This window comes from Bradyrhizobium oligotrophicum (assembly GCF_051168495.1).
Classification (GTDB): domain Bacteria; phylum Pseudomonadota; class Alphaproteobacteria; order Rhizobiales; family Xanthobacteraceae; genus Bradyrhizobium; species Bradyrhizobium oligotrophicum_A.
This window is the reverse complement of sequence record NZ_JBNPVB010000003.1, coordinates 40056-66493: the sequence shown is the minus strand read 5'-3', so window position 1 is coordinate 66493 and position 26438 is coordinate 40056. Positions and strand designations below refer to the sequence as shown.

The 26438-nt window shown below is 65.9% G+C and carries 22 protein-coding genes; 16 read left to right on the top strand and 6 right to left on the bottom strand.

From position 1 onward, the window contains the following. Nucleotides 1–37: 37 nt before the first annotated feature. On the bottom strand, nucleotides 38–1918 hold the full coding sequence (locus ACQR1B_RS07045) for a sigma-54-dependent Fis family transcriptional regulator (RefSeq protein WP_434833138.1): 1881 nt from the start codon (nucleotides 1916–1918) through the stop codon (nucleotides 38–40). Between the two features lie 338 nt (nucleotides 1919–2256). On the opposite strand from ACQR1B_RS07045, the gene ACQR1B_RS07040 reads away from it, so the two are divergent. From ACQR1B_RS07040 to ACQR1B_RS06995, 10 genes are all read left to right on the top strand, one after another. Continuing rightward, the gene (locus ACQR1B_RS07040; protein WP_434833074.1) at nucleotides 2257–3300 is read left to right on the top strand and encodes an NAD(P)-dependent alcohol dehydrogenase; all 1044 of its coding nucleotides are present in this window, start codon (nucleotides 2257–2259) and stop codon (nucleotides 3298–3300) included. Between the two features lie 15 nt (nucleotides 3301–3315). Beyond that, nucleotides 3316–3726 (top strand): hypothetical protein, encoded by a 411-nt coding sequence (locus ACQR1B_RS07035; RefSeq protein ID WP_434833075.1) that lies wholly within the window; start codon nucleotides 3316–3318, stop codon nucleotides 3724–3726. Further along, complete coding sequence (locus tag ACQR1B_RS07030; RefSeq protein ID WP_434833076.1) at nucleotides 3726–4025, top strand: hypothetical protein; 300 nt, start codon at nucleotides 3726–3728, stop codon at nucleotides 4023–4025. The genes ACQR1B_RS07035 and ACQR1B_RS07030 overlap by 1 nt, the downstream gene beginning before the upstream one ends. Nucleotides 4026–4195: 170 nt before the next feature. After that, complete coding sequence (locus ACQR1B_RS07025) at nucleotides 4196–5866, top strand: aromatic/alkene/methane monooxygenase hydroxylase/oxygenase subunit alpha (protein WP_434833077.1); 1671 nt, start codon at nucleotides 4196–4198, stop codon at nucleotides 5864–5866. Between the two features lie 96 nt (nucleotides 5867–5962). Then, a complete protein-coding gene (locus ACQR1B_RS07020; protein WP_434833078.1) occupies nucleotides 5963–7003 on the top strand; it encodes a 2Fe-2S iron-sulfur cluster-binding protein in 1041 nt (346 codons plus the stop codon). A 47-nt stretch (nucleotides 7004–7050) separates the two neighbouring features. Beyond that, nucleotides 7051–8148, top strand: coding sequence for an aromatic/alkene monooxygenase hydroxylase subunit beta (locus ACQR1B_RS07015; RefSeq protein ID WP_434833079.1), 1098 nt, complete (start codon nucleotides 7051–7053; stop codon nucleotides 8146–8148). Between the two features lie 36 nt (nucleotides 8149–8184). Continuing rightward, on the top strand, nucleotides 8185–8541 hold the full coding sequence (locus ACQR1B_RS07010; RefSeq protein ID WP_434833139.1) for an MmoB/DmpM family protein: 357 nt from the start codon (nucleotides 8185–8187) through the stop codon (nucleotides 8539–8541). 102 nt (nucleotides 8542–8643) lie between these two features. Beyond that, a complete protein-coding gene (locus tag ACQR1B_RS07005; protein ID WP_434833080.1) occupies nucleotides 8644–9681 on the top strand; it encodes an amidohydrolase family protein in 1038 nt (345 codons plus the stop codon). Nucleotides 9682–9686: 5 nt separating this feature from the next. Continuing rightward, nucleotides 9687–10475 (top strand): metal-sulfur cluster assembly factor, encoded by a 789-nt coding sequence (locus ACQR1B_RS07000; RefSeq protein WP_434833081.1) that lies wholly within the window; start codon nucleotides 9687–9689, stop codon nucleotides 10473–10475. Nucleotides 10476–10552: 77 nt separating this feature from the next. Continuing rightward, a complete protein-coding gene (locus tag ACQR1B_RS06995; RefSeq protein WP_434833082.1) occupies nucleotides 10553–12181 on the top strand; it encodes a molecular chaperone GroEL in 1629 nt (542 codons plus the stop codon). 117 nt (nucleotides 12182–12298) lie between these two features. Here the strand turns inward: ACQR1B_RS06995 and ACQR1B_RS06990 are convergent, their stop codons facing one another. After that, nucleotides 12299–14227 (bottom strand): sigma-54-dependent Fis family transcriptional regulator, encoded by a 1929-nt coding sequence (locus ACQR1B_RS06990; protein ID WP_434833083.1) that lies wholly within the window; start codon nucleotides 14225–14227, stop codon nucleotides 12299–12301. Between the two features lie 1048 nt (nucleotides 14228–15275). Here ACQR1B_RS06990 and ACQR1B_RS06985 point away from each other — a divergent pair. The 3 genes from ACQR1B_RS06985 to ACQR1B_RS06975 all read left to right on the top strand — a co-directional run bounded on the left by ACQR1B_RS06985 (nucleotide 15276) and on the right by ACQR1B_RS06975 (nucleotide 18761). Beyond that, entirely contained in the window at nucleotides 15276–16256 is a 981-nt protein-coding gene (locus ACQR1B_RS06985; protein WP_434833084.1) for a catalase family peroxidase, read from the top strand. Between the two features lie 440 nt (nucleotides 16257–16696). Next, nucleotides 16697–17077 (top strand): hypothetical protein, encoded by a 381-nt coding sequence (locus tag ACQR1B_RS06980; protein WP_434833085.1) that lies wholly within the window; start codon nucleotides 16697–16699, stop codon nucleotides 17075–17077. Nucleotides 17078–17288: 211 nt separating this feature from the next. Beyond that, nucleotides 17289–18761, top strand: a complete 1473-nt coding sequence (locus tag ACQR1B_RS06975; RefSeq protein ID WP_434833086.1) for an outer membrane protein — start codon at nucleotides 17289–17291, stop codon at nucleotides 18759–18761. 177 nt (nucleotides 18762–18938) lie between these two features. On the opposite strand, the gene aroQ is transcribed toward ACQR1B_RS06975, so the two are convergent. Then, complete coding sequence (aroQ, locus tag ACQR1B_RS06970) at nucleotides 18939–19394, bottom strand: type II 3-dehydroquinate dehydratase (protein WP_434833087.1); 456 nt, start codon at nucleotides 19392–19394, stop codon at nucleotides 18939–18941. 299 nt (nucleotides 19395–19693) lie between these two features. Between aroQ and ACQR1B_RS06965 the strand changes: the two genes are divergently transcribed. Together ACQR1B_RS06965 and adh are read left to right on the top strand one after the other, a co-directional pair. Further along, nucleotides 19694–20656, top strand: coding sequence for a helix-turn-helix domain-containing protein (locus tag ACQR1B_RS06965; protein WP_434833088.1), 963 nt, complete (start codon nucleotides 19694–19696; stop codon nucleotides 20654–20656). A 147-nt stretch (nucleotides 20657–20803) separates the two neighbouring features. After that, nucleotides 20804–22321, top strand: a complete 1518-nt coding sequence (adh, locus tag ACQR1B_RS06960) for an aldehyde dehydrogenase (RefSeq protein ID WP_434833089.1) — start codon at nucleotides 20804–20806, stop codon at nucleotides 22319–22321. Nucleotides 22322–22375: 54 nt separating this feature from the next. Here adh and ACQR1B_RS06955 read toward each other — a convergent pair whose 3' ends face one another. Beyond that, complete coding sequence (locus tag ACQR1B_RS06955; RefSeq protein ID WP_434833090.1) at nucleotides 22376–22774, bottom strand: hypothetical protein; 399 nt, start codon at nucleotides 22772–22774, stop codon at nucleotides 22376–22378. 262 nt (nucleotides 22775–23036) lie between these two features. On the opposite strand from ACQR1B_RS06955, the gene ACQR1B_RS06950 reads away from it, so the two are divergent. Continuing rightward, complete coding sequence (locus ACQR1B_RS06950) at nucleotides 23037–25499, top strand: DEAD/DEAH box helicase (protein WP_434833091.1); 2463 nt, start codon at nucleotides 23037–23039, stop codon at nucleotides 25497–25499. Nucleotides 25500–25541: 42 nt separating this feature from the next. On the opposite strand, the gene ACQR1B_RS06945 is transcribed toward ACQR1B_RS06950, so the two are convergent. Beyond that, nucleotides 25542–26009 carry a J domain-containing protein gene (locus ACQR1B_RS06945; protein WP_434833092.1) on the bottom strand — a complete coding sequence of 156 codons (468 nt, stop codon included), beginning with the start codon at nucleotides 26007–26009 and terminating at the stop codon, nucleotides 25542–25544. 73 nt (nucleotides 26010–26082) lie between these two features. After that, nucleotides 26083–26421 (bottom strand): Rieske 2Fe-2S domain-containing protein, encoded by a 339-nt coding sequence (locus tag ACQR1B_RS06940; protein WP_434833093.1) that lies wholly within the window; start codon nucleotides 26419–26421, stop codon nucleotides 26083–26085. Nucleotides 26422–26438: the final 17 nt, after the last annotated feature.

Genomic DNA, 26438 nt, shown 5'->3' with positions numbered 1-26438 from the left:
TCTCCCTTTGCTGTTGATCGACGCCTTGCGGTGCGTGTCAGTCCTGTTTGCCGCGCAGCGCGCGATAGACGGTGTTGCGCGAGATGCCGAGCTGCCGCGCGGTCTTGCTGATATTGTGTCCGGTCTCCGCATAGGTGCTCAGCACGAGGGCGCGCTGGATCTCGTGCAGATCGGTCGGCAGGCTCTCGCCCGCCGCCGGACGCGAGGCGGGGCGTTCGCGGTCCATCGGTCCGACGAGGACGTCGACGGCGGCGGCGTCGATCATCGGGCCGTCCTCGTTGAGCGACAGCCGTGCCAGCACGTTGCGCAATTCACGGATGTTGCCGCTCCAGTCGCGCCGCGCCAGGCGCTCGATCGCATCCGGCGACAGCTCGATCGAGGGATCGATCTTCTGCAGCAGATGGCGCGCGATCTCGGCGAAGTCGCTGCGTTCGCGCAGCGGCAACAGCGTCACTTCGAGCGTGTTGAGGCGAAACAGCAGGTCGGATCTGAAACGTCCCTTGGCGATGGCGTCGTCGAGATCGGCATTGGTCGCCGACACCAGCAGCACGTCGACCTCGCGCTTGCTGCCGCCGACCGGCCGCACCGTCCAGTCGTCGAGGAAGCGCAGCAGCACCGCCTGCAACGTCACCGGCATGTCGCCGATCTCGTCGAGGAACAGCGTGCCGCCATCGGCCTCCTTGAACAGGCCCTGCGAGCCGCCCTTCCGCGCGCCGGTGAAGGCGCCTTCGGTATAGCCGAACAGCTCGGCCTCGATCAGGCCGTCGGGAAGCGCTGCGCAATTGACGGCGACGAACGCGCCGGTGCGCCGGCTCGCCGCGTGCGCGTGCCGCGCCATCTGCTCCTTGCCGGTGCCGGTCTCGCCGCGAATCAGCACCGGCATCTTGCGCGCGGCTGCGACAGCGACGCGCTGCACGATCGCCGCGATCCGCGGATCGGCGGAGACGAACGGCGGCGCGGTGTCCTTCGGCGGCGTCGGCCCCGGCGCCGGCGCGCGATGCGCCATCGGGAACTGCCGCGTGTTCTCGATCGTCGCGACGAACTGGCTGCCGACGTCGTCCTCGAGCCGCTGGCGCTCCTTGCGCCGGCCCTCGTCGACGAAATCGCTGAAGCGCGCGCGGAACACGTCGGCGAAGCGGCGGCCCGCCGAGGCCGGCAGGCCGTGCAGCAGCACGCGCGCGGCGCGGTTGGCGGCGCGGATCTGGCCGTCCTTGTCGACCGCCAGCAGGCCGGCGCTCAGCGTATGCAGATATTCGCCGCGATTGTGGAAGGCGATCAGGATGTGGCCGCGATGCTGTTCGCGGAACAGCCCGTTCTCGATCTGGGTCGCGGCCATCGCGACCAGCGCCTGGGTGTGCGCCTGGCGCGACATGCAGTCCGACGACGCATCGAGGATGCCGGCGACCTCGCCGTCGGGCGCGAAAATGGGCGCCGCCACGCAGGTCAAATTGTTGTAGCGGGCGAAGAAGTGCTCGCGCCCGTGCACGACGATCGGCCGCTTCAGAAACGCCGAGGTGCCGAGTCCGTTGGTGCCGCAGACGTTCTCGGTCCAGATCGATCCGGCGCGGAGGCAGGCCGCGTCCGATGCGTCGCTGAAGCTGGAATCGGAGATGATGTCGAGCAGCAGCCCTTCCGCCGTCGCAAACGCGATCATGAAATTGGAGCCGGCGATCTGCTGGTGCAGCGTGTGCATCTCGGCCAGCGCGAGCCCGCGCACCAGCGAACAGCGCTGCTGTTCCTGCCGCAGCACAGCTGCGTCGACGACTTCGGGCGAGGGCGGACGCAGCGCGTCGAGGCCGAGCGTGATGCAGCGCATCCAGCTGTCGTAGATGTCGGCCGACAACTGATCGGCCGGCAGATGGCCCTGATCGTCGAGCTTCATCCACGCGCCATCGAGGCGCCGGCTGCTTGGCAGCATCGTCCATCCTCCCGCTTCGAAGGGGACCGGCAGTGTCCCCGTCGCCGCAGCGCTGTAGTTGTTACTTATGTCGCTGCTGCGTCGATCATAGAGCAAACGCGCGGGATTCCAAATCGTGCCCGCGGCGCCGCGCCCATCGCTGCCCGCGCGAAAACTGTTCCGTCTCGGAACAGTTGCGCCATCAGCATTGATCCGCGGCGGACCGAAGGGGCGTCTTCGCACGCGCGGCAACATGCGGAATTACAGCTTGTTAGCACGCTGGCATAGCTCTTGCTCAACCCTGGTCAACGACACGTCTGCAAGGCGATGTCGACACGAAAAAAATCCGGGGAGTGGACATGAAGGCCGCGGTTCTGCACGCATTCGATGAAAAGCTGACGGCGAAGGAATTCGTCAGATACGAAGAGGTCACCGATCCCAAGATCTCGCGCCCGATGGACGTCATCGTGCGCATCGGCGGCGCGGGCGTCTGCCGCACCGACCTGCACATCGTCGAAGGCATCTGGCGCAGCAAGGTCGACGTCAAGCTTCCCTACATCATGGGTCACGAGAACGCCGGCTGGGTCGAGGCCGTCGGTCCCGGTGTCGAAGGCGTCAAGGTCGGCGACAGCGTCATCTGCCATCCGCTGGTGACCAGCGGCCACTGCCTGGCGTGCCGGCGCGGCAACGACATGCACGCGCTCGACAGCGCGTTCCCCGGCATCAACGCCAATGGCGGCTACGCGCAATATCTGCTCACCGGACAGCGCTCCCTGATCAAGCTGCCGAAGTCGCTGGCGCCGAAGGACGTCGCGCCCTACACGGATGCCGGCCTGACGGCGTATCGTGCGGCGAAGAAGGCGTCGCGGCATCTGTTGCCGGGCGAATATGCCGTGGTGATCGGCGCTGGCGGCCTCGGCCATATCGGCATCCAGGTGCTCGCGGCGCTGTGCGCGGCGGAGATCATCGTCGTCGACCGCTCCGAGAAGTCGTTGGAGCTCGCCAAGGAATGTGGTGCGCACCACCTCGTGAAGGCGGGCGAGGGAGAGGTCGATGCGGTGCTGGCGCTGACCGGCGGCCGCGGCGCCGAGGCGGTCATCGACTTCGTCGGCGAGGGCGATGCCATCGCCAAGGGGCTGGCAATGACCGCGAATGGCGGCTCCTATTACATCGTCGGCTATGGCGGCAAGATCGATCTGCCGACCATCGACATGATCACGACCGAGAAGAGCATCGTCGGCAATCTGGTCGGGACCTATGCCGAGCTGGTCGAGCTGATGGCGCTGGCCGACCGCGGCCTCGTCAACCTGCACACCCGGGAGTATCGGCTCAGCGAGGCCAACGATGCGCTGCATGATCTGCATCATGGGCGCATCCACGGGCGCGCGGTGCTGATTCCGTAAGGCGTGCACGGCCAGATGCTCAGCGTCGATTCACACCATCGAACGAGAGTGATGCGGGTGACGAAGTCCGGCGAAAATGGACCACGGATCACGGCCGAGGAAGCTGCCGAACTGCAGCTCGCCCACGACCGCATGCTCGCCCGGCACAGGCTGATCGAGGGCATCATCCGCAACAACGAGATGCAGCTCAGGAACGAGAGCGCCCGCGGCGGCGCGGAAATCGAGCTCGAATGCGCGCGCCGCGATGTCGAGAAGTCCGACGGCAGCGCCGCGCAGGACGAGTTCGACAGAGTGACGGCGCGCCTGAGCCAGCTCCGTGACGAGCACACCCGCCTCGTCGCCGAGCGCGAGTGGCTCAATCAAGCCTTGTTGGAATTCGACAGCACCCCCACCGACGACGATCACCAACGTACGGGACATGCATGATGAGCAAGGTCGATATCAGCAGGCTCAATCTCGAGACGTCCGGCGCGCCCGTCTCGGCGGTGCCGCCGGCTCACAGCCGGGGATCGGCACCGTCGCCCGAGCAAAGCGAGGAGGACCGGTCGAAGGACGTGTTCTTCGCGCAGGTCGGCGCGATCGCCGAGGCGATGGTGGCGCGGCACGGCAATGATTTCGCCATCGGCACGCTCGTGCTGGCGGCGAAGTTCATCGCGGAAGGCAGGCCATTGGTCGGCCGCGCCGCGGGCACCGCCGGTGCGGCGGCCTCCGCCGCGCCGGTCTGACATTCGCAATCGATTACGGGAGTCAAAGTCAATTTTCGGAACTCAAAGTGAATTGGGCAGGCGTGAATTTGCAGGAGACGTCGCGGGAGCAGCCATCCATCGCCGCTCCCTCGATCGGATGATCAAGGGCTGAAAGCAACAAGCTGGTGCAACGTTCAAAGGAGAAGGAAATGACGGCAAGTCTGACGCTCAACAAGATTACGTCCCAGAAGGGCATCACGATCGCCGAGGCGGCCAATCGCGTCGCGGATCTCGGCTGGACACCGAGCTATGTCCAGGAGGCGATGACCTTCCCGACCGACTACAAGATCTCGAAGACGCCGCGCGATCCGATGAAGCAGGTGCTGCGGTCGTACTTCCCGATGCAGGAGGAAAAGGACAACCGGGTGTACGGCGCGCTCGACGCAGCGCTGCGTGGCGACATGTTCCGCAACGTCGAGCCGCGCTGGGTCGAATGGATGAAGCTGTTCCTGGCCATCATCCCGTTCCCGGAGATCTCGGCGGCGCGCTCGATGGCGATGGTCGGCCGGCTCGCGCCGGGCGAGGAGCTGCGCACCGGCTTCACGATGCAGATGGTCGACGAATTCCGGCATTCGACGATCCAGATGAACCTCAAGAAGTGGTACATGGAGAACTACATCGATCCAGCCGGGTTCGACATCACCGAGGCCGCGTTCGGCAAGTGCTACGCGACGACGATCGGGCGCCAGTTCGCGGAGGGCTTCCTGACCGGCGACGCGATCACCGCGGCCAACGTCTACCTCACGGTGGTGGCCGAGACCGCCTTCACCAACACCCTGTTCGTGGCGATGCCGTCGGAAGCGGCCCGCAACGGCGACTATGCGCTGCCGACCGTGTTCCTGTCGGTGCAGTCGGACGAATCGCGCCACATCGGCAACGGCCACTCGATGCTGATGGCGATGATCAACGATCCGTCGAACCACCAGTTGCTCGAGCGCGACCTGAAATACGCGTTCTGGCAGAACCACGCCATCGTCGACGCCGCGATCGGCACCTTCATCGAATACGGCACCACGAACCGCGACAAGAACAAGGAGTCCTATGCGGAGCTCTGGCACCGCTGGATCTATGAAGACTATTATCGCACCTACATGCTGCCGCTCGAGAAATACGGCATCAAGATCCACCACGACGACGTCGCCGCCGCCTGGGACCGGATCGTCAAGAAGAACTACGTCCACAAGACCGCGCAGTTCTTCGCGGTCGGCTGGTCGGCGAACTTCTGGCGAATCGAGGCCCAGACCGAGAAGGACTTCGAGTGGTTCGAGCACAAATATCCGGGCTGGTACGCCGAGTTCGGTGACTTCTGGAAGTGGTATGCGAAGCTGAGCGTGCCGGGCGAGACCAACATCCTGTTCAACAGCGACGTGGGCTACGTGTACCCGCATCGGTGCTGGAGCTGCATGGTGCCGTGCCTGATCCGCGAAGACTTCGTCTGCGACGAGGTCGACGGCAAGATGTACACCTATTGCTCGGAAGGCTGCCGCTGGACTCACAAGGTGGCGTTCGCCGCCGAGTATGAAGGCCGCGCTACGCCGGCGATGGGCCGCTTCAGCGGTCGCCGCGAGTGGGAAGACTGCTATCACGGCTGGGACATCGCCGATGCCATCAAGGATCTCGGCTTCGTCCGTCCGGACGGCAAGACCCTGACCGCCCAACCGCATCTGCGGTTCGACGCCAAGGACATGTGGACGCTCGACCACGTGCGCGGCCACCAGCTCGGCAGTCCGCTCCGCGGCTTCCGCGCGCTGTCGCCGATCGAGCGCGAGGTCGCGGTCGCCGACTATCGCAAGGGGTTCACCATCAATCCTTGCCATTGACGATGCGGGAGCAGGGGGCCGGTTCGCCGGCTCCCTGCGACCATCAACTTGGGTGTGTCGGGGAGATTGTCGATGTCGGTTGTTAGAGGGGCTGTCATGGCGGACGTTCAGGTTCACAAGGTTCGTTTTGAGCCCGTCGGAATCGAGATGGAAGTGGAGGAAGGCGAGACCGTGCTCGATGCGGCGTTCCGCCAGGGCATTTCGGTGATGCACGGCTGCAAGGAAGGTCAGTGCGGGAGCTGCAAGTCGAGGCTCATCGACGGCGACGTCGAGCTCATGAAATATTCGACCTTCGCGCTGCCGGATTACGAGAGCGAAAACGGGCACGTGCTGCTGTGCCGGACGCAGGCCTATAGCGACGTCAGCTTCGAGCTGCTCAATTACGACGAGGACCTGCTCAAGCGATCGATCGCGGTCAAGACGTTCAACGGCCGCGTCGCGGCCATCACGGCGCTGACGTCGGACATCCGTCTGCTGGAGATCGACATCGACAAGCCGATGAAGTTCTGGGCCGGTCAGTATGTCGATCTGACGATCGACGACGGCCGCATCACTCGCGCATTTTCGATGGCGAACGCGCCGGGCGAAGAGACGAAGCTCCGCTTCATCATCAAGAAATACCCGAACGGCGCCTTTTCCTCGCAGCTCGACGGCGGTCTCGGCGTCGGCGACGTGGTGACGGCGAAGGGGCCCTACGGCACGTGCTTCCGCCGAGAGGAGCGGCCAGGTCCGATGCTGCTGATCGGCGGCGGATCGGGGATGTCGCCGCTGTGGTCGATCCTGGCCGATCATATCGCGAGCGGCGAGCAGCGGCCGATCCGCTTCTTCTACGGCGCCAGGACGCGCGCGGACCTGTTCTATCTCGATGAACTGGCGGCGATCGGCGCGCAGCTCACGGACTTCAAGTTCGTGCCGGCGCTGTCGCATGCCACCGCCGACGACCACTGGGACGGCGAGGCCGGCTTCGTGCACGAGGTCGTCGCCCGCCACCTGCGCCAGGAAAACCTGGCGGGGGCGATCGACGCCTATGCCTGCGGCCCGACGCCGATGATCGACGCGGTGCTGCCGGTCCTGCAGGTCAACGGCGTCGAGCCGGACCATATCTATTTCGACAAGTTTACGCCGGCGATGCGATGACGGCGTCGGGATATCGTCGCAACACAAGAGCAGAAGAGGGAGGCAACATGAGTGCACAAGCCAATAGAGCCGCCGCGGAGACCGCAGTGGCCAAGTCTGGGGCGGCGGGGTCCGCCGTCTTTCCAGGCTCCGAAAGCCGCAAGTACAACTATTTCGAGCCCAAGGGCCGCAAGGCGACCCACTACGAGGACATGACGGTCGATGTTCAGCCCGATCCGGAGCGCTATCTGCTGCAGGATTGGATCATCTCCTTCCCCGACGGGACGCCGACCTACAGCAAGGACTGGACGGCGGCGAAGAGCTCCAACTGGCACAAGTTCCGCGCCGTCGACCAGGAGTGGGAGCGGACGCACTATCAACGTCAGTCGACGATCTGCGGCATGGTGCAGACCACCATCGAGAACGGCCGCAAGTCCGGTGCGCCGGCGCGCTTCGATCCCGCCTGGGTGAAGGTCCTGCAGAACCATCTCGGCGCCTACAAGCATGCCGAGTTCGGGCTGGGGACGTCGACCATGCAGGCGCAGCGCTATGGCTACACCCAGATGGTCAACAATGCGATCCTGACCAACTCGTCCTACAAATTGCGCTTCGCCCAGGACCTCACGCTCTATCTGAGCGAGCTCGCGCTCGACCTGCCGGGCTTCGACGTCGCCGCCGGCAAGCAGCATTGGCTGGAGGATCCGATCTGGCAGGGCGTGCGCAAGTCGATCGAGTCGGTGATGGGATCGAACGACTATCTCGAGCAGTACTTCGCCACCAACGTGGTGTTCGAACCTGTCGTCGGCGAGCTGTTCCGCTCCGGCTTCCTGATGCAGGCCGCGTCGGCGCAGAACGACTTCATCACGCCGGCCGTGGTTTCGGCTGCGGAGGCCGACTACGAACGCAACCTCGCCAACACGGTCGAGCTGTTCCACATTCTCGGCACCGATGCCACGCATTCGGCGCACAACGTCACGCTGTTCAACAAATGGCTCGACAAGCACGCTGAACTGGCCATCGATGCGGCCAACCGGCTGCAGCCGATCTGGTCGCAGCCGCGCGTCAAGGTCGCGACCTTCAGCGACGCCCTGGCGCAGGCGAAGAACCGGATCAGAGGCATTGCCGCCGAGCTCGGTCTCACCGTCCCGTCCAGTCTCGCCTCGTAGCCGAAGCCATCCACTCAATCCGTCAGGGGAATCATGATGATGCAGGAAACCGACAACATCTTCAAATCGATGAAGGACATCAAGTTCGAGGACACGGTGTCGCATCAGTGCGGGGTCACGATGAACGACAGCGTCGAGGCGCGCGCCATCGCCGACGTGATGAGCCGCCACGACCACATCACCGTGACCTACATGCCGGCGATGATCCGGATCGACGGCAACGGCAAGATGGAGTTCAAGATGGACGAAATCTCGGAGGAGCTCGGCCGCGAGATGACGCCGCATCTGTTCGAGATCGCGACCTCCACGCATTACGGCCGGATGGTCATGATCGACGACAACACCGTGATGCTGTTCGGCGACATGAACGAGATGATGAAATACATCGTCTGAGCGGTACCGCGATGTCCGGCCGGCGTCGCGCCGGCCGGACCAACCGGCTGCGTCACCAATGGCGAGCCTCATAACACTCAATCTGGGAGCGGGAGAAACACGATGTACAGGACGGCCGCGGGCGAAGAGATTTTCGTGATCGACGGGCACACCCACTTCTGGGACGGCAGCCCGGCCAACCAGAAGAACATTCACGGCAAGCAGTTCATCGACTGCTTCTATGCCTACCACTCCAATCTCAGTCCGCCGTCGGAGAAGTGGGAGAAGGAGAAGTTCGAGAAGTACGACGCCAAGACGATGTTCGACGACCTGTTCGTGTCGGGCTACGACGACATGGCGATCCTGCAGCCGACCTATCTGACGGATTTCTACAAGAACGGCTTCAACACGACCGAACGTAATTCGGCGATGAAGAAGAGCCATCCGGATCGCTTCATCCTCAACGGCGCGTTCGATCCGCGGGACGGCAACAAGGGCCTGGAGGATCTTCATGCCTTGGCGGAGAAGCACAAGCTCCAGGGCGTGAAGCTGTATACGGCGGAATGGCGCGGCGAGTCCAAGGGCTACAAGCTGTCCGACAAGGAATCCTACCGCTATCTCGAAGCGGCGCAGAAGCTCGGAATCAAGAACGTTCACGTTCACAAGGGGCCGACGATCATTCCCCTGAACCGTGATGCGTTCGACGTCGCCGACATCGACGACGTCGCGACCTCGTTCCAGGATCTGAATTTCATCGTCGAGCATTGCGGGCTGCCCCGGCTGGACGATTTCTGCTGGATCGCGACCCAGGAGACCAACGTCTATGCGGGGATCGCGGTGGCACTGCCGTTCATCCACTCGCGTCCCGGCTATTTCGCGCATGTGATGTCGGAGCTCCTGTTCTGGCTTGGGCCGGACAAGATCCTCTATGGCAGCGATTACGGCATCTGGACGCCGAAATGGCTGATCGACAAGTTCATGGCGTTCGAGATTCCGGAGGACATCACCAAGGAAACCGGCTCGGTGCTGACCCTGGAGAACAAGACCAAGATTCTCGGCCTCAACGCCGCCCGCCTCTACGGCATCGACGTCGAAGCGCAGAAGAAGAAGATCAGGGCAGGCGGCGGCTACGCGCATCTGTCCGAACCCGTGCCGGCGTGAGTGCCATGAGCGGGCTTGTCGCAACGTGCCTGCCGGAACGTGACCGGCAGGCTGAGGGCAGTCAGGTCGAGGCGCGTCGGGCCGAGTTGTGGGCGTGTCTGCGCGGCGTGACGGATCCGGAGCTCGACGAATCCGTGGTCGATCTCAACTTCGTCACCAGGGCGGATGTGGACGCCGCCAACCACGTCCACATCGAATTCCGGCTGCCGACCTATTGGTGTGCCGCGAACTTCTCGTTCCTGATGGCGGACGACATGCGCCGTGCCGCGACCGCGCTGGACTGGGTGGAGAGCGTCAGCGTGGTGCTCGGCGAGCACATGTATGCCGACAAGATCAATGCCGGTCTGGCGCAGGGCCTGTCGTTCCAGGAGACGTTCGGCGTCGAGGCCGACGGCAACCTCGACGATCTGCGCCGGACGTTCCTGGTCAAGGCGTTCCAGCGTCGTCAGGTCGCGCTGCTCAATCATCTCACCGCGACAGGACACTCGCCGGAGACGATCACGGCGTTCACCTTGGCCGAACTGCGTCGGCTTCCGGTCGACGATGACGGCGACGGGCTAAGGCGGCGTTATCTGGAGCGGCGCGACGTGGTGGCGGCAACAGGCGACGACATGCCGGCCTTCGTCGACGCCGCGGGATGTCCGCTGCGGGCCGACGGATTTTCGGCCTACGTCTCGGGGCTGAGGCGGGTCGGCATCAACGCCGAATTCAACAGCGCGCTGTGCCGCGGCTTGCTGTCGGTGCGGTTCGATCTCGACACGCCCTTCGTTCCGAAAGCACGCGCCTCGGCCTGATCGGCCGGGGAACAACAACGAACGGTCGCGCCGGCCGTGACGGCGGTGAACGACCAGTCCATTGGGAGGTTGAGAACATGCCGAAGATCATGCTGCACGACGAAGCGGCGCGGGCCGCATTGGGACGGGGCGTTGCCAAGCTGGCCAAGGCGGTGCGCGGCACGCTGGGTCCGAAGGGAATGAACGCCATCATGGACCGTCCGATCGGAACACCGATCGTGTCGAGGGATGGCGTCAGCATCGCCAGCGAAATCGAGCTCGAATGCCCGTTCGAGAACATGGGCGCGCAGGTGCTGCGCGAGGTGTCGAAGCAGACCAACGACACCGCGGGCGACGGCACGACGACGGCGACGGTGCTGGCGGACGTGCTGGTGCAGGATGGTCTGAAGAGCCTCGCTGCCGGCGCCAATCCGGTGGAGCTGGTGGAAGGCCTCGAACTGGCGGTGGCGGAAACGATCAAGAATCTGAAGCAGTCCGCGATGGCGCTGCAGGGATCGGCGGGTCTGCGGGCCGTCGCGAGCATCGCGGCCAACGATGCCGTTCTCGGCGACATGGTCGCGGAAGCTTTCGAGCGCGCGGGAAGCCACGGGATCGTCGCGGTTGAATACGGCAACACGGTCCACACGACCTTGGAAGTCGTCGAAGGCATGGCGTTCGATCGCGGCTATCTCTCGCATCACATGGTGACGGATGTGGAGCGGATGCAGGTCGTGCTCGACAATCCGTTCATTCTGATGACGGACCACAAGATCCAGAGCGGCGAGCAACTCGCCGGCGTGATCTCGCTGGTCGAAAGGAGCGGCAGGCCGCTGCTGATCATCGCCGAGGACGTTGCGCCGGTCGTCATCATGCAATTGCTGGCGCGCCGCGAAAAGAGCGACTTCAAGGTGGCTGCGATCCATCCGCCGGAGTTCGGCCATTGGCGCAAGGCCATGCTGGAGGACATCGCCATCACCACCGGCGGCCGTGTCATCTCGGTGGATCTGGGCGGCCGGCTGGAAAAGGCCGAGCTGCAGGATCTCGGCGCTGCGCGTCAGGTGCGGATCTCGGCCTCCAAGACCTTGATTACGGCCGGCGCCGGCGATCCCGCGAAGATTGCCGCGCGCCGCGAGCAGGTGATGCGACAGTATGATGCGGCGCCGGAGAACATCGAGCGCGACAAGTTCCAGGAGCGCATCGCCAAGCTGTCCGGCGGCACGGCGATGATCCTCGCGGGCGGAGCGACGCCGGTCGAGCAGAAGCGCCGCACCCAGCTGATCGAGGATGCGATCAATGCGACGCGGGCCGCGATCGAGGAGGGCATCGTCCCCGGCGGCGGCTTTGCGCTGCTGAAGGCGGCGCCCAAGCTCGACGGTCTGATCAACGGGCTGGACGGCAGTGTGAGGCAGGGCGCGGAGCTGCTGCAGCGCGCGCTGAGCCGGCCGTTGTTTCATATTGCGGCGAACGCCGGGCTGGACGCCGAGGCGGAGGTCAAGAAGGTCGCAAAGGGCGCCAACGGTCATGGACTCGACGCGCGCAACGGCGGGTCGGTCGATCTCGTCAAGGCCGGCATCGTCGATCCCGTGAAGGTCTGCTACAGCGCGATGCGCAATGCGGCCTCCGTGGCCGGCCTGATCCTGACGACGCAGACGTTGATTGCAAAGAAGCCGGATGATTACGACCCGACGTCCGGCCCGGCCCTAGGCGGCGGCGCCGAGTTGCTTTGATCAGCGTTGCTCGAGCCGTGATGCCGGGCGTTCGCGCCCGGCTTCTGCTCGATGCGTCGGTCCGCTATGATGGCGTCGCCGTGGAATGGCGGCGGCCTCGTCGGCTGCGCGTCGGACTCAGGGTCTCGGCTGCCCGAGCGCGCGGTAGATCGTGTTTCTCGATACGCCGAGACGGCGCGCCGTCTCGCTGACATTGCCCGCGGTCTCGGCGTAGACCATCAGGATGCGGGAACGCTGGACGTCGTGGAGCGATCCCGGCTCCGGCGGCGGAGGCTGGCCGATCATGGCATCGACGCAGGCCTCGTCGATCAGCCCGTTGGAGACGCCGAGCGTCAGCCGCGCCAGCATGTTGCCGAGCTCGCGGATGTTGCCGTGCCAATGGTTGGGCGCCAGTCGCGCCAGCGCCGCCGTGGTGATCTCGCAGCCCGGATCAATCTTGCGCAGCAACTGGCGCGCGATCGCGTCGAAATCGCAGCGCTCGCGCAGCCGCGGCAGCCGGACTTCCAGCGTATTGAGGCGATAGAGCAGGTCGGAGCGGAAGCGCCCCTCGGCGATCGCCCTGTCGAGCGCAGCATTGGTCGCAGAGACCAGGAAGACATCGACCTTGAATGCGCTGCCGCCGACCGGCCGGACGGTCCAGTCATCGAGCAGACGCAGCAGCACGCCCTGCAGCACCACCGGCATGTCGCCGATCTCGTCGAGAAACAGCGTGCCGCCGTCGGCCTCCTTGACCAGCCCGGTGGCGCCGCCGTGCCGCGCGCCGGTGAACGCGCCGTCGGCATAGCCGAACAGCTCGGCCTCGATCAGGCTGTCGGGAAGGGCGGCGCAGTTGACCGCGACGAAGGCGCCGGTGCGTCCGCTGGCGGCGTGAGCGTGGCGCGCGAGCTGCTCCTTGCCGGTGCCGGTCTCGCCGCGGATCAGGATCGGCATCTTGCGCGCCGCCGCGCCCTCGACGCGCCGCACGACCGCCTGCACGTTCGGATCCTGGGCGACGAAGCCGGGACTCTTGTTGCCGGGCGGCTTCGCGGCAGCCGAAGACGCCTGCGTGGTTCGCGGCGGCACCGACATCGTGGCGTCGCCGCGCGCACGCGCCTCCCGCGCAGCCCCGGCGTTGCGATCCACCGCCGAGCGCCGCCGGGCATGCATCACGACGATCGCTCCGACGCCCGTGCTGCCGTTCTTGACGAGCTCGAAGCTCGCATGGGGCAGAATTTCCTTGAGCTTCGCCGGCCAGTCCTCGAACGCGACCGCCTTCAGGAACCGCGTCGGCGCACCGCCGTCGGTGTTGAGACCGCTGTCCTTCATTGCCCGCAGCCCGCGCTCGGTCGCATGCAGGATCGCGCCGCGCCGGTCGAGCAGAACGCATTCCTCGGTGGCCCACGACGCGCGCTTGGCGATGAAGTCGCACAGCAGCTGCTCCTTGTCCTGCCGCGCCAGCTGCGCGAGCACGCTCTCGACGTGATGGCCGACGGCCACCGCCAGCGCCAGGCTCTGCGGATTGAACGTGCTGGCTGGGCCGGAGATGTCGACCGCGCCGAGCAACTCACCGTCGCTCGGATCGTGGACCGGAACGGCAGCGCAGGTCCAGCGCTGGACCTCGGTGCAGAAATGCTCCGCGCCGTGAATCTGAACGGGGCATGACTCGGCCAGCGCCGCGCCGATGGCGTTGGTCCCGATGTCGGCTTCGCTCCAGCGTCCGCCGTGCTCGAGATGCACCGCGCGGCCGGCGTCGATGACCCGGGCATCTCCCTGGGTATCGATGATCAGGCCGCTGGGGTCGGTGAGGATCATGATCGAGCCGGCCTCGCTCAGGAACGTCTTCGAGTTCTGCAACGCGCAGCGCGCGGCATGGCGCAGCGCAGCATGCTTGGAGCGCTGGCGAAACAACTCCGCCTCCGCGACGAGCGGCGCCTGCGCGCGATCGACCGCGATGCGGTGCTGTCTGGACCGCCGCCACGATTCCGCCACCGTCGTTCGCACGTCGCCCGACAAGGTGCCGCGCTCGACGAACTTCTGCCATGCGGCCCGTACGTCCCGTTGGTCCATTCCGGCTCCTCCAACGCGTCGATGCCCGCTGCCCGCGACGTTTCGCGATCGAATGCCCGCTGCGGATGTTGTCGTGGCGAACGGCGCCATCGATCACGCCGCAACGATCGACTCGTCCGCGCCGTTTGAACCCAAACTTCCAGAATGTCGGGAAAATCTGCATGAATGTGCAGGATCAGGGCGGACGGATTTGGCCCGTCAACCACCTCGCGCGCGTTTCACTTCCCCGACGTCCCAGCGCTTCCTCGGCGCCGGTAACGTCCCCGACCTTATACGCCTTGGCCCCTTGCGCAAAGCGGAACTCATTGCGTTGAGAATCACACCTGCGACAATTTCAGCGGGCGTCGCGACAGGCGCCGTTCCGCCGCGTCGACGTGCAGGTATCGCACGACCTCGCGATGCGCCGTCAGACACCGGCTCCGCGCAGCGCGGCCGTCGGCAAGTTCGTCATCGTGCGACGCCGCATGGGAAGGAGCGCGCCTCCTCGCCGTGATGTGCCAGCCGTCAGCACAATGGATGTCCTCGCCGCCCTGACGGGGCGGCGTATCACGTGAACTGCTGTTTCAGCCGCGGCATGATCCAGTCGAGGAAGGTGCGCAATTTGAGCGGCATCGGCTTGCGTGGCGGGTAGAGGATATGCACCGGCAGCGGGGCCGGCTCGAAGTCGTCGAGGACGATCTCGAGCTGTCACTCGGGGCAAGAACGACACGATGCCGGTGCCCACTCCACAAGCGCAACCTTCCCCGGGGTCGAGTTTCACTCGATCGATAGCGGGCACTTCGCTCGAGGACAAGGCCGGCGAGATGCTGCCTTCATCCGCGATTGTCTCGGCCGCCAGCTCGGCTCGCGCGTGGAGCCGGTACGTCTGCGATCGCTCCGGATTTCAAGAGCGCCGTGTCGGAAGTGTGCCACAGTACGAAACATCTGATTAGGATGTCTTGGATGCGCACGGCTCGGCTGTGCCGTGTGCGCAGTGCCCCGACAGAAAGTCCCTGATGGTGCCGATTTATGGTTGTATGTGGGCTGCCCACGGCAGGAGGAATTGCTCATGATGAATCGCAACGTCGTTGCTGCGTTGGTCGGGTTTAGCCTGACACTACCTGGGATTGCATCGGCGGAAGACGTGCCGATCGAGGAACAGATCGTCAACCAGATGAACAAGGTGTTCGGGGTCCATGCCGGCTTTCGCGCCAATCACGCCAAGGGTGTCGTGGTCGAGGGGCGGTTCAAGGCGTCTGCGGACGCCGCCGGCTTGAGCCGGGCGGCGTTGTTCAATGGCGCCGACATTCCGGTGACGGTGCGGTTTTCGAACTCGACGGGCGTGCCGAACTTGCCCGACGGCTCCGACGACGCCAATCCGCACGGCATTGCCGTGAAGTTCCACCTGCCCGACGGCAGCGACATGGACATCGTGATCAACTCGCTCAAGTTCTTCCCGGTGTCGACCAGCGAGGAGTTTCGTGACCTGCTGGTGGCGATTTCGCAGAGCCCCCCAGGCGCGCCCAAACCGACCAAGTTCGAGCAGTTCGTGGCGAGCCACCCCACGATCCCGGCCGCCTTCGGGACCGTCGCCACGCCGGACAGTTTTGCCAACGAGGCCTATTTCGGCATCAATGCGTTCGTGTTCGTCAACAAGGCGGGGCAGCGGCAGGCCTTCCGCTATCAGATGCTGCCGGAGAAGGTCGTGCATCTGGACAAGGCGGAGGCGGCGAAGCGCGCGCCGGATTTCCTGATGCAGGAGCTGCCGGCCCGATTGAAGCAGGGGCCGGTGACGTTTCGTTTCAAGGCGCAGCTCGCGGCGGCCGGCGACGACACCAAGGATCCGGCGAAGCCGTGGCCCGAGGACCGCAAGGTGGTCGAGCTCGGCGTGCTGACGATCGACAAGGCCGTCGAGGACAGCGACGCCGCCCAGAAGAAGCTGCTGTTCCTGCCGGGGCAGCTCACCGACGGGATCGAGGCGTCCGATGATCCGATGATCGACGTCCGCAACGGGGCCTACGCCGTGTCGTTTTCCCGGCGCAACCCCTGACCGTCACCGCCGAGACCGCGTGCGCCGAGCCGCACGCGGTCCCGCGCGTGCTCCCCTCACGGTGCCGGCGTCGCTTCTCCTACGCCGGCCGCCGTCGCCCGACAGATCCCATTATATATAGGCTGGCGTCACCGCGTTCGTCGCGTCACGCGCTCGTGCCGCAAAGGCGAAGCTAATGAGCCGGATCGCCGGCGGCGAAGTCCGAGCAAAATGCGTCGACGATGCTGCGCATCAGGATGCGTCGACGATCGTGGTTCGCCGGCCGATGTGTTGACACGGCAAAGCCGAAGTTGCGGATGAGTTGCCGCTGCTCCGTCTGTTTGTCGCCGCATTCGATCCGACGGGGGCAGGGCGCGCCGCGTTTCCTCCCGATCCGTGGCGCCGCAAACGTGCGAGTAGCAAGGCACGCGTCGTTGGGGGCAGATGCCGCGCATCGGCCGGTGCGTCAAACCGTCATCGAACATGAGGCGGACGCCGTCACCGCCGCGATCGACGAGCGGCGCAATCGCCGCGTGCAATCCGGCGCCAACTACACGATACCGATTGCATCGACGAGCAACGGAGATGCCGTCGAAGCCCTTGCAGCAAGGGCCGCGGACGACATCTCTCCGCGCGTGTCGTCTACTAATCGTCGCGGTGTAATCCGCCGCGACGTCGCCGATGTGCGCGCAGGAGGCGGTCGCGATTCCCGCGTCGCTTCCTTTTCGCCAGAATCCTGCATCTTACGTGCAACACTCGAGGGCGAATCTCGATCGCGTCGGCGGCGCGATCAGCATTCCTTCCGAATGACATTTTTCAATTCAGTTCGCGACACAATCTGACCCTCCTGATGCGGCCGTCGTTTGTTGCGGCACGTGTTCAGGAGTTGTGAGTTCGATGCGTCGCGTATTTGGCGTATGCCTTTGCCTATCTACTTTCGCAGGAAGTACGACATCGGTTTGGGCGACCGATCTCGCCCTGCCCCCACCGCTCCCTCCCCCCGACGTCTTCGCCTACAGGTGGAGTGGTTGCCATGCCGGCGCGAACGCCGGAATGGCCTGGTCGCGCCAGCAGCAGACGTGGAGCCAGGTCGCCAACGCAGGCGCTGCGCCGGTTCAGGCTGGCCAGCAGCCGATCGGCAATGCAAACAACCCGCCGGTGGTCAAGCCGCCTGTGGTTGCGAACCCGCCGCCGCCGAACAACCCTGGCGGGAACAACGGCGGATGGAAGCCGCCACACAAGCCGCCGGGCAAGCCCCCGATCTGTGAGCGCGACGACAAGGGCTGGTGGCAGCCCGGCAAGCAGTATCATGGCGACAAGGATCACGGCTGGCCGAACGACAAACCGTCCTACAAACACGGTCACGATGGTGGCCATCATTGGCCGCAGGTTGGATCGAAAGGCGGCGACAACAAGTCTTCCTGGCTGGGGGCGCCATCCAAGAACAAGGACGACAACTACAGCGACGTCAAATATGGCAGCGGCTGGCTCGACAAGCACCACGACGACCGTGACAAGTCGAGCAACTGGTCGCAGCTCCATTCAAACGGCTACTCCGACAGATTTGCTTGGCTGCAGCATGATAAGCAGGACGATCATGACAAGCCGGCCGCCGGCTGGGGCGCGAAGAAGGACGACGGCCATGACAAGCCGGCTGGCTTCGGCTGGCCGAAGCAGCCGTTGAAGAGCGAGCATGACAGCTACGCCTGGCTGAAGCCGGACCAGCACGATGACGACAAGGGCGGCTATGGCGGCAAGCAGCCCGACAAGGACCACTGGCAGCAGCACGGCGACAACTACAATCATGGCGGATGGCCGCATCATCCGGACAAGCCGGGCTGGCCGCCGAAAAATCCGCCGCCGAACAATGGCGGTGGGCAGCCGAAGCCGCCGCCGCAGGGCAACAATGGCAACCCGCCGCCGCAGAATCCGCCGCCGGTGGCTGGCGGCGGCAACGTGGCGCCGCTGCCCGTCGCGGCCGTGCAAATTCCGACCGCCGTCTCCGCCAACGGCAGCGACGCGATCGGCGGCCTGCAGATCGGCTGCGACTATCAGGTCGATCGCCTTGTCCTCGGCGTCCAGGCGATGGCCGATCTCGGCGTCATCAACGGGTCCAGCGCGCTGGGGCCGCAGCTCACGTTGAACACGTCGACGCGAAACCTCTATACGGCCACGTTGCGCGCGGGCTATCTGGTCACGCCGGAGATCCTGGCCTATGTGCGAGGCGGTGCGGCGTGGACGCGCACCAGCGTCTCGGTCGTCAACACCGCCACCGGCCAATCCGCCATGGCGGCGTTCAACCGCAGCGGCTGGACGGTCGGCGCCGGCGTCGAATGGATGTTTGCGCGCAACTGGTCGGCCTTCGCCGAATATGACTACGCCGATTTCGGCACCGTGACCGGCACCGTGCCGGGCGCGGTGGCTGTCACCGGCGGGCCGAACGTGGTCAGCCAGAAGACGCAGCTCCACACCGCGCTGATCGGCGTCAACTACCGCTTCGAAATGCTGTCGCGCGGCGGCCGCTGAGGCGGCCGTTGCGGCTCGAGTCATACAAACGGGAAGGCCGCCTGGTTCGTCCAGGCGGCCTTTTCCGTTCGCGGAGGCAACGTGCCGCTCGTCGATCGCGACGATCCGTCCGTGCGCGATGTGGCCGTGGCCGATGAGACCTGCCCCGGCGGCCAGCAAGCCGGACGGGGCGGCTCGTCACGCGCTCGTCTTGCTGTCGTCGAGCAGCTTGGCCACCCGCCGCAGTGCGAGCAGATAGCCCTGGGTGCCGAGCCCGGCGATCACGCCGTCGGCGCGCTTGGAGACGAAGGAGTGGTGACGGAATTCCTCGCGCTTGTGCACGTTGGAGATGTGAACCTCGATGACGGTGCCGTCGAACGCGTTCAACGCGTCGAGGATCGCGACCGAGGTATGGGTGAACGCCGCGGGATTGATGACGATGCCGCAGGCGGTCTCGCGCGCCTCGTGGATCCAGTCGATCAGTTCGTATTCGCGGTTCGACTGGTGGAAGCGGATGTCCAGCGCCAGTTCCGTCGCCAACGTCCTGCACTCCCGCTCCACGTCGGCCAGCGTCTCGTGGCCGTAGATGTGCGGCTGGCGTTTGCCGAGCAGGTTCAAATTCGGTCCGTTGAGGACGTAGACGAGGCGGCTCATGAGAGACTCCGGTTCGGGGCAAGCGGATCGGCGAACGTCGGATTTGCCATGCACGACAGCGCTGTCGGGAGTGCTTGCCACGAAGATCACGCGCTTGGCAACATCCGGGCCGCGCGCTGCGTGCGGCCCGCCGGCTCCAATACCGCGTCTTGCGCAGACCACGAATACCCCTGCGACCCGTGCCCGCGATCGCCTTGACGCGGATCAAGGCAGGGTGTTGTAGTCGCCTCAATATGACGGCAATACCCGCGGGGGTCGCTACGAGCCGCAGGGGCAGGGGAGAGAACCGGAGGAGGGAGATGGGGCGTTCGCCCGGGAATTCCCATTCGGACCGCGTGCTCGACGTCGTCGCCAAACGGGCGCCGGCGGTTTCTGCGTTGGCGGCATCGTGGCGCCGTTCCGGCCATCTGCACGCGCTCGATCCTGCCAACCATGCGCCATCCTGCCGGCTGACGGCCACCGAGATTGCGGCCGCGCGCGAGCGGCTGGGACGGCTGCTCGCGATCGCGCAAGCGAGCCTCGACCGGCTGTTCCTCGCCGTTGGGGGTGTCGGCTGCTCGGTGCTGCTGGCCGATGCCGAGGGTACCGTCGTCGATCGTCGCGGCGCGCGCGGTGACGATTCGACGTTCGATTCCTGGGGGCTGTGGACCGGCGCTGTCTGGAGCGAGCGGCACGAGGGCACCAATGCGATCGGCACCTGCCTGGTGGAAAAGCGGCCGCTGACCATCGACCGCGATCAGCACTACCTTGCCCGCAATACGCGTTTGTTCTGCACCACGGCGCCGATCTTCGACGAGCATGGCCAGCTCAAGGCGGCGCTCGACGTCTCGTCGTGTCGTGCCGATCTCACCGAAGGTTTCGGCCGGCTGATCGCGACCACGGTGGCGGATGCCGCGCGCCTGATCGAGGCGGAGAATTTCCGCCAGGCCTTTCCGCATGCCCGCATCGTGCTGACGCCCGACAGCGAGCGGGACATCAACTCGATGCTGGCGGTGGACGGCAACGACCTCGTCGTCGGCGCCACCCGCGCGGCGCGCCGCGCGCTGGGTCTGTCGGCATCGGCGCTGGCGCGTCCGGTGCCGGCCGGCGACCTGATCAAGGGCGCGCAGGCCGAGGGCGACGACATCGACGCCGCCGAGCGCGCCGTCCTGAAACGCGCGCTGGCGCGCGCCGGCGGCAACGTCTCGAAGGCGGCGAAGGAACTCGACATGTCCCGCGCCACCTTGCACCGTAAGATGAAGCGGCTCCGGCTCGCGCGCTGATGGCGACGCGATCGTCCATTCGCAGCCAACCTGTCGCAGAACTGCGACACTTCCGCGACCGCACCGCCGCCGGCCACTGGCCTGTCACGCCGGTTTGACGGAGCCTCTCCGCAACGCCGTGTGCATCGGCGTGAATGGGAGAGACAGATGACCAAGGTTGACGTCAATGCGGCGTTCAAGCCGCCCTTTGCTGCGCGTTACGACAACTTCATCGGCGGCGGCTGGAAGGCCCCCAATGCCGGCAAATATTTCGACAACATTTCGCCGATCACCGGCCAGCCGGTCTGCGCGATCGCGCGCTCCGATGCCTCCGACATCGAGGCCGCGCTCGACGCCGCCCATGCCGCCAAGGATGCCTGGGCCCGTACCAGCGTCACCGAGCGGGCGCTGATCCTCAACAAGATCGCCGATCGCATGGAGGCCAATCTCGACAAGCTCGCGCTGGCCGAGACCTGGGACAACGGCAAGCCGATCCGCGAGACCACCGCGGCCGACATCCCGCTCGCGATCGATCACTTCCGCTATTTCGCCGGCGTGATCCGCGCCCAGGAAGGCTCGATCGCCGAGATCGATCACGACACCATCGCCTATCACTTCCACGAGCCGCTCGGTGTGGTCGGCCAGATCATTCCCTGGAATTTCCCGATCCTGATGGCGGCGTGGAAGATGGCGCCCGCGCTCGCGGCCGGCAATTGTGTCGTGTTGAAGCCGGCCGAGCAGACTCCGGCCTCGATCCTGGTGCTGATGGAGACCATCGGCGATCTGCTGCCGGCCGGCGTGCTGAACGTCGTCAACGGCTTCGGTCTCGAAGCCGGCAAGCCGCTGGCGTCGTCGAACCGCATCGCCAAGATCGCGTTCACCGGCGAGACCTCGACCGGCCGGCTGATCATGCAATACGCCTCGCAGAATCTGATCCCGGTGACGCTCGAGCTCGGCGGCAAGTCGCCGAACATCTTCTTCAAGGACGTCTGCGCCGAGGACGACGACTTCCTCGACAAGGCGATCGAGGGCTTCGTCATGTTCGCGCTCAACCAGGGCGAGGTCTGTACCTGCCCGAGCCGCGCGCTCATTCACGAGTCGATCTATGAACGCTTCATGGAGCGCGCGCTCACCCGCGTCGGTGCGATCGTGCAGGGCAGCCCGCTCGATCCGGCGACGATGATCGGCGCGCAGGCCTCCTCCGAGCAGCTCGACAAGATCCTGTCCTACATCGACATCGGCAGGCAGGAAGGCGCGCAGCTTCTGATCGGCGGCGAGCGCAACCTGCTCGGCGGCGATCTCGCCGGCGGCTACTACGTCAAGCCGACGGTGTTCAAGGGACACAACAAGATGCGCGTGTTCCAGGAGGAGATCTTCGGGCCCGTCGTTTCGGTCACCACCTTCAAGACCGAGGACGAGGCGCTGGCGATCGCCAACGACACGCTGTACGGCCTCGGCGCCGGCGTGTGGAGCCGCGACGCCAATACCTGCTACCGGTTCGGCCGGCACATCCAGGCCGGCAGAGTCTGGACCAATTGCTATCACGCTTATCCCGCACATGCGGCGTTCGGCGGCTACAAGCAGTCCGGCGTCGGCCGCGAGACCCACAAGGTGATGCTCGACCACTATCAGCAGACCAAGAACATGCTGGTGAGCTACAGCCCGAAGAAGCTCGGCTTCTTCTAGAGGCTGAGGGCGGAGCCGGTCGGGCATGAGCGCCCCGACCGGCTCGTGCGCCGGCTATCCGAAGTCGTGGTCCGCGTCGGGTTCGGCGAGCCCGTCGCCCGGCTCGTCGGCCTGTCCGGTCGACGATTGTCCAGATGACAGCCCATGCGAGCCGCGCAGGCGGATCACCATGTCGATGATGTCGACCTCCGCCTTGGCGAGATCCATCTCCCGCGTCAGTTCGCGCACCTCCTGGCCCTTGCGCGCGAGCTCGTCAGACAGCGTCACGGCCATGTTGCGCTCCGTGACGTTGCCCGAGGCGTTGACGAACGCCTTGGCCCGCATCCATTCCAGCCGCGCGCGCTGCGTGTCGCGCGCGAATTTCTGTTGCACGAAACGCCGGCGTGCGTCGGCATAGGCCGTGAGCAGGGCGGGCTCGGACAGACCGAGCAGGTGCTCGATGGACAGGTCCATGGGGTTTGCGGCCTCCGGCGGATCGGCAGGCCCGGGCGAGATGCGGCGCTGCCGCTTCCGATATATCGAATGGCGGGCGGGGATGGAACCGGGCGCGCTGGGCGTCAGGGCGGATGTTTCTGCTGCAAAAGCGCGGATGGTCCGTTTTGGCGCAGGCAATCCACAACTTCCGACGTCCGCGATCCGACGCGGGGCAACCGCCGCCGCGGGCCGGCGGTAACATCGCGCGCAAACGATTCGCTCCGGTCCGGCCGAGGTCATCATGCGCAAGACACCGCTCGCCCTTCGTGACGTTGCCGACGTGCCCGCGGCGGGCAAGCGCGACCGCAGGTCGAAGGCCAAAGCCAAGGCCAAAGCCGTGCTCGAACGGCCGCCATTGCCGCCGGGATGGCTGACGACCGACGATGACGAACTGCGTGTCCGGCGCTGGCGCGGCGAGACCGAGATCGGCGCGATCAACGCGCTCGAAACCAGCGAGCCCGTGTTCGGCACCTTCCGCGTCCAATCGTCCAGCGGGTCGAGCTACGACGTCGAGATCCGCAGCCTGACCGAGGCGATCAACTCCTGCGGCTGCATCGATCACCGCGTCAATGGGCTCGGGACCTGCAAGCACATCGAAGGGGTCGTCGCCGCGCTCACGCGCCGGCCGGCAAAGGCCGTCCGCGAGGCGGCACGCGCCGGCACCCGCCGCATCGAGATCTTCCTGGATCGCCGTGGTCCGGGCGCACCGGCCGTGCTATGGCCCGCCGATCGCTCCGAATCGATCGAGAGCGCGGCGCGATGGCTGCGGCCCCATCTCGACCGCGACGGCGCGCTCACGCGCGATGCGCGGCGGATCGAGAAGCTGATCGCGGCCTGGAACGAGGCGCCGCTGGCGATTCGGCGCGTGGTCCGCCTGTCCCGTCATTTCTCGCCTTGGCTCGATCGCGCCCGGCGGGCGCGCGAGCGCGCCAAGGCGCGTGCCGCCTTCGAGGCCCGGGCCGAGAAGAAGCTGGCCGGACTCGTCAAGCATCCGCTGCTGCCCTATCAGCGCGAGGGCATGCTGCATCTCGTCTTCGGCGAACGTGCGCTGCTCGCCGACGAGATGGGGCTCGGCAAGACCGTCCAGGCCATCGCCGCGAGCGAGCTGCTGGCGCGGCTCAAGGGCATCCGCCGGGTGCTGGTGGTCTGTCCGGCGTCGCTGAAATCGGAATGGGAGGAGCAGATCTCGCGCTTTGCCGACCGCACCACACGTCTCGTGTTCGGTCCGCGCGCGCAGCGTCTCGCCGCCTATCGCGATCCCGCCTTCTTCACCATCGTCAACTACGAACAGGTGCTGTCCGACCTCGACGACATCAACGCCACCTTGAAGCCGGATCTCGTGATCCTGGACGAGGCGCAGCGCATCAAGAACTGGCAGACCAAGACCGCGCGCCAGGTCAAGCTGCTGCAGTCGCGCTACGCCTTCGTCCTGACCGGAACGCCGCTCGAAAACCGCATCGACGAACTCTATTCGATCGTCCAGTATCTGGACCCGGAAATTCTCGGCCCGCTGTTCCGCTTCAACCGCGAGTTCTATCAGTTGGACGAGCGCGGGCGTCCGGTCGACTATCAGAACCTCGGCGCCTTGCGCGAACGGCTGCAGCCGGTGCTGCTGCGCCGGCGCAAGGCCGATGTCGAGGCGCAACTGCCCGGACGCACGGTCAAGAACTACTTCGTCGCAATGGCCGACGAGCAGAGGCTGCGTTACGAGGACTACGCGGCGCAGGCGAGGCGCCTGCTCGCGATCGCCCAGAACCGGCCGTTGACGAAGGCCGAGTTCGACCGCCTGCAGATGCTGCTCGCCTGCATGCGGATGATCTGCGACACGCCCGCGATCCTCGATCCCACTTGCCGTATCAGCCCGAAGCTCGAGGAGATCGAAGGCATTCTCGAGGACGTGCTGCAGGAGCCGGGCCGCAAGGCCATCATCTTCTCGGAATGGGAGCGGATGCTGGCGATGGTGCGAGAGCTCGGCGGCGAGATGGGGCTCGATGCCGCTTGGCACACCGGATCGGTGTCGCAGATCCGGCGCCGCGCCGAGATCAACCGTTTCAAGAACGACCCCGCCTGCCGGCTGTTCCTCTCGACCGACAGCGGCAGCGTCGGCCTGAACCTGCAGGCGGCGAGCGTGGTGATCAACGTCGACCTGCCGTGGAATCCGGCCAAGCTGGAGCAGCGCATCGCGCGCGCCTGGCGCAAGGGGCAGGCGCGCTCGGTCACCGTGGTCAACCTGATCACCGAGCAGAGCATCGAGCACGACATCCTGCACCTGCTCGGCCGCAAGCAGGCCCTGGCCGACGGCGTCATGGACGGCATCGGCGACCTCTCCGCGCTGAAGATGCCGTCGGGCCGCGCCGCGCTGATCGAACGCATGCAGGAGATGATGGGAGGTCGCGAAAGCCGCGGCCCGACCGTGATGTCGAGCGAGGAGGTGGCGGCGGAGCTGGTGCAGCGGCACGGCGAGCGCGCCATCCTGATCGAGGCGAGGCAGGATGCAGCCGGCGCACAGCGGCTCGTGGCCGTGCTCGATCTCGACGCGCCGTCGCTTGCGACCGAGCGCGAGCGATTGTCGTCAGGTCCCGCCGTCGAGGTCATCGATCACGCCAGCTGGCTGGCCGTGCAGCGTCTCGCCGCGGCGGGCATGCTGCAATTCACCCACGAGGCGCGGACGCTGCACGGTCCGGCCGGCGCCGCTGCGGGGTGATCGGACGCTGCGGCGATGGGGTCGCCGCCGGCAGCCGCGGTCTCAGCCCCATTGCGCCAGCAGCGCGTCGCGGGCGTCGGAGATGCGCCGATAGAGTTCGCTGCTGCCGCCGGCGTCAGGGTGCGCCGACTTGGCGAGCCGGCGGAACGCGGCCCTGATGTCCGCAGTTGTCAGCGGGCCTTGCAGCGGCAACTCGAGCACGCTGCGAAACGCTTCATCATCCTCGTCATGGGCGAGCCGGTCCAGCAATGCGCGCCGCGCGGCCCGCGCCGCCATGCGCAGCGCATTCTGATCCTCGCGCCAGCGTCGTTGCGACATCACGAGGCAGGCGCCGAAGACGATGCGGCCCTGGGTCTCCAGCTCGTCGAGGCTGAAGGGCCCAACGACGTCATAGGGTGGCGCCAGCGATGCCAGCCGCGCCCTCCCACCGTCGACGACGGGGCCGAGCCGGACCGTATCGACGATGCCCAGCGATCCGTTCCAGATCACCCAATCCGCTGCGATCGTCATGATGCTGGTCTCGTCGATCCGCTCTCCATCCGCGGCCCGCCCGCGCTGACGCCGGCGCTCGATCCGTCGCTGCTCAGGCCGTCGCGCGGGCCGGCTTCACCGGTCCGACATCGACCTGGATCTCGCTGCCCTCGATCTGCAGCGGGTAGGGGTGCAGCGCGTTGCGCACCAGATGAGTCACGCATTTGCCGCTCATGGCGTCGAAGCCCCATTGATGATGCGGGCAGGTGATGCTCTTGCCGTCAAACGTCGCCTCGGTCAGGGGCACGTCTGCATGCGGGCAGCGGCCGCGATAGGCCCTGAGGTCGCCGCCGGCGGGCCAGAGCAGCAGCACGCTCTTCTTGCCGACCTGGAACAGGCCCATGCCCCCTTCGGAGATGGCGCTTGTCGGACAGACTGCGGTGAAAGCCATCGGATCGCCTGCTGATT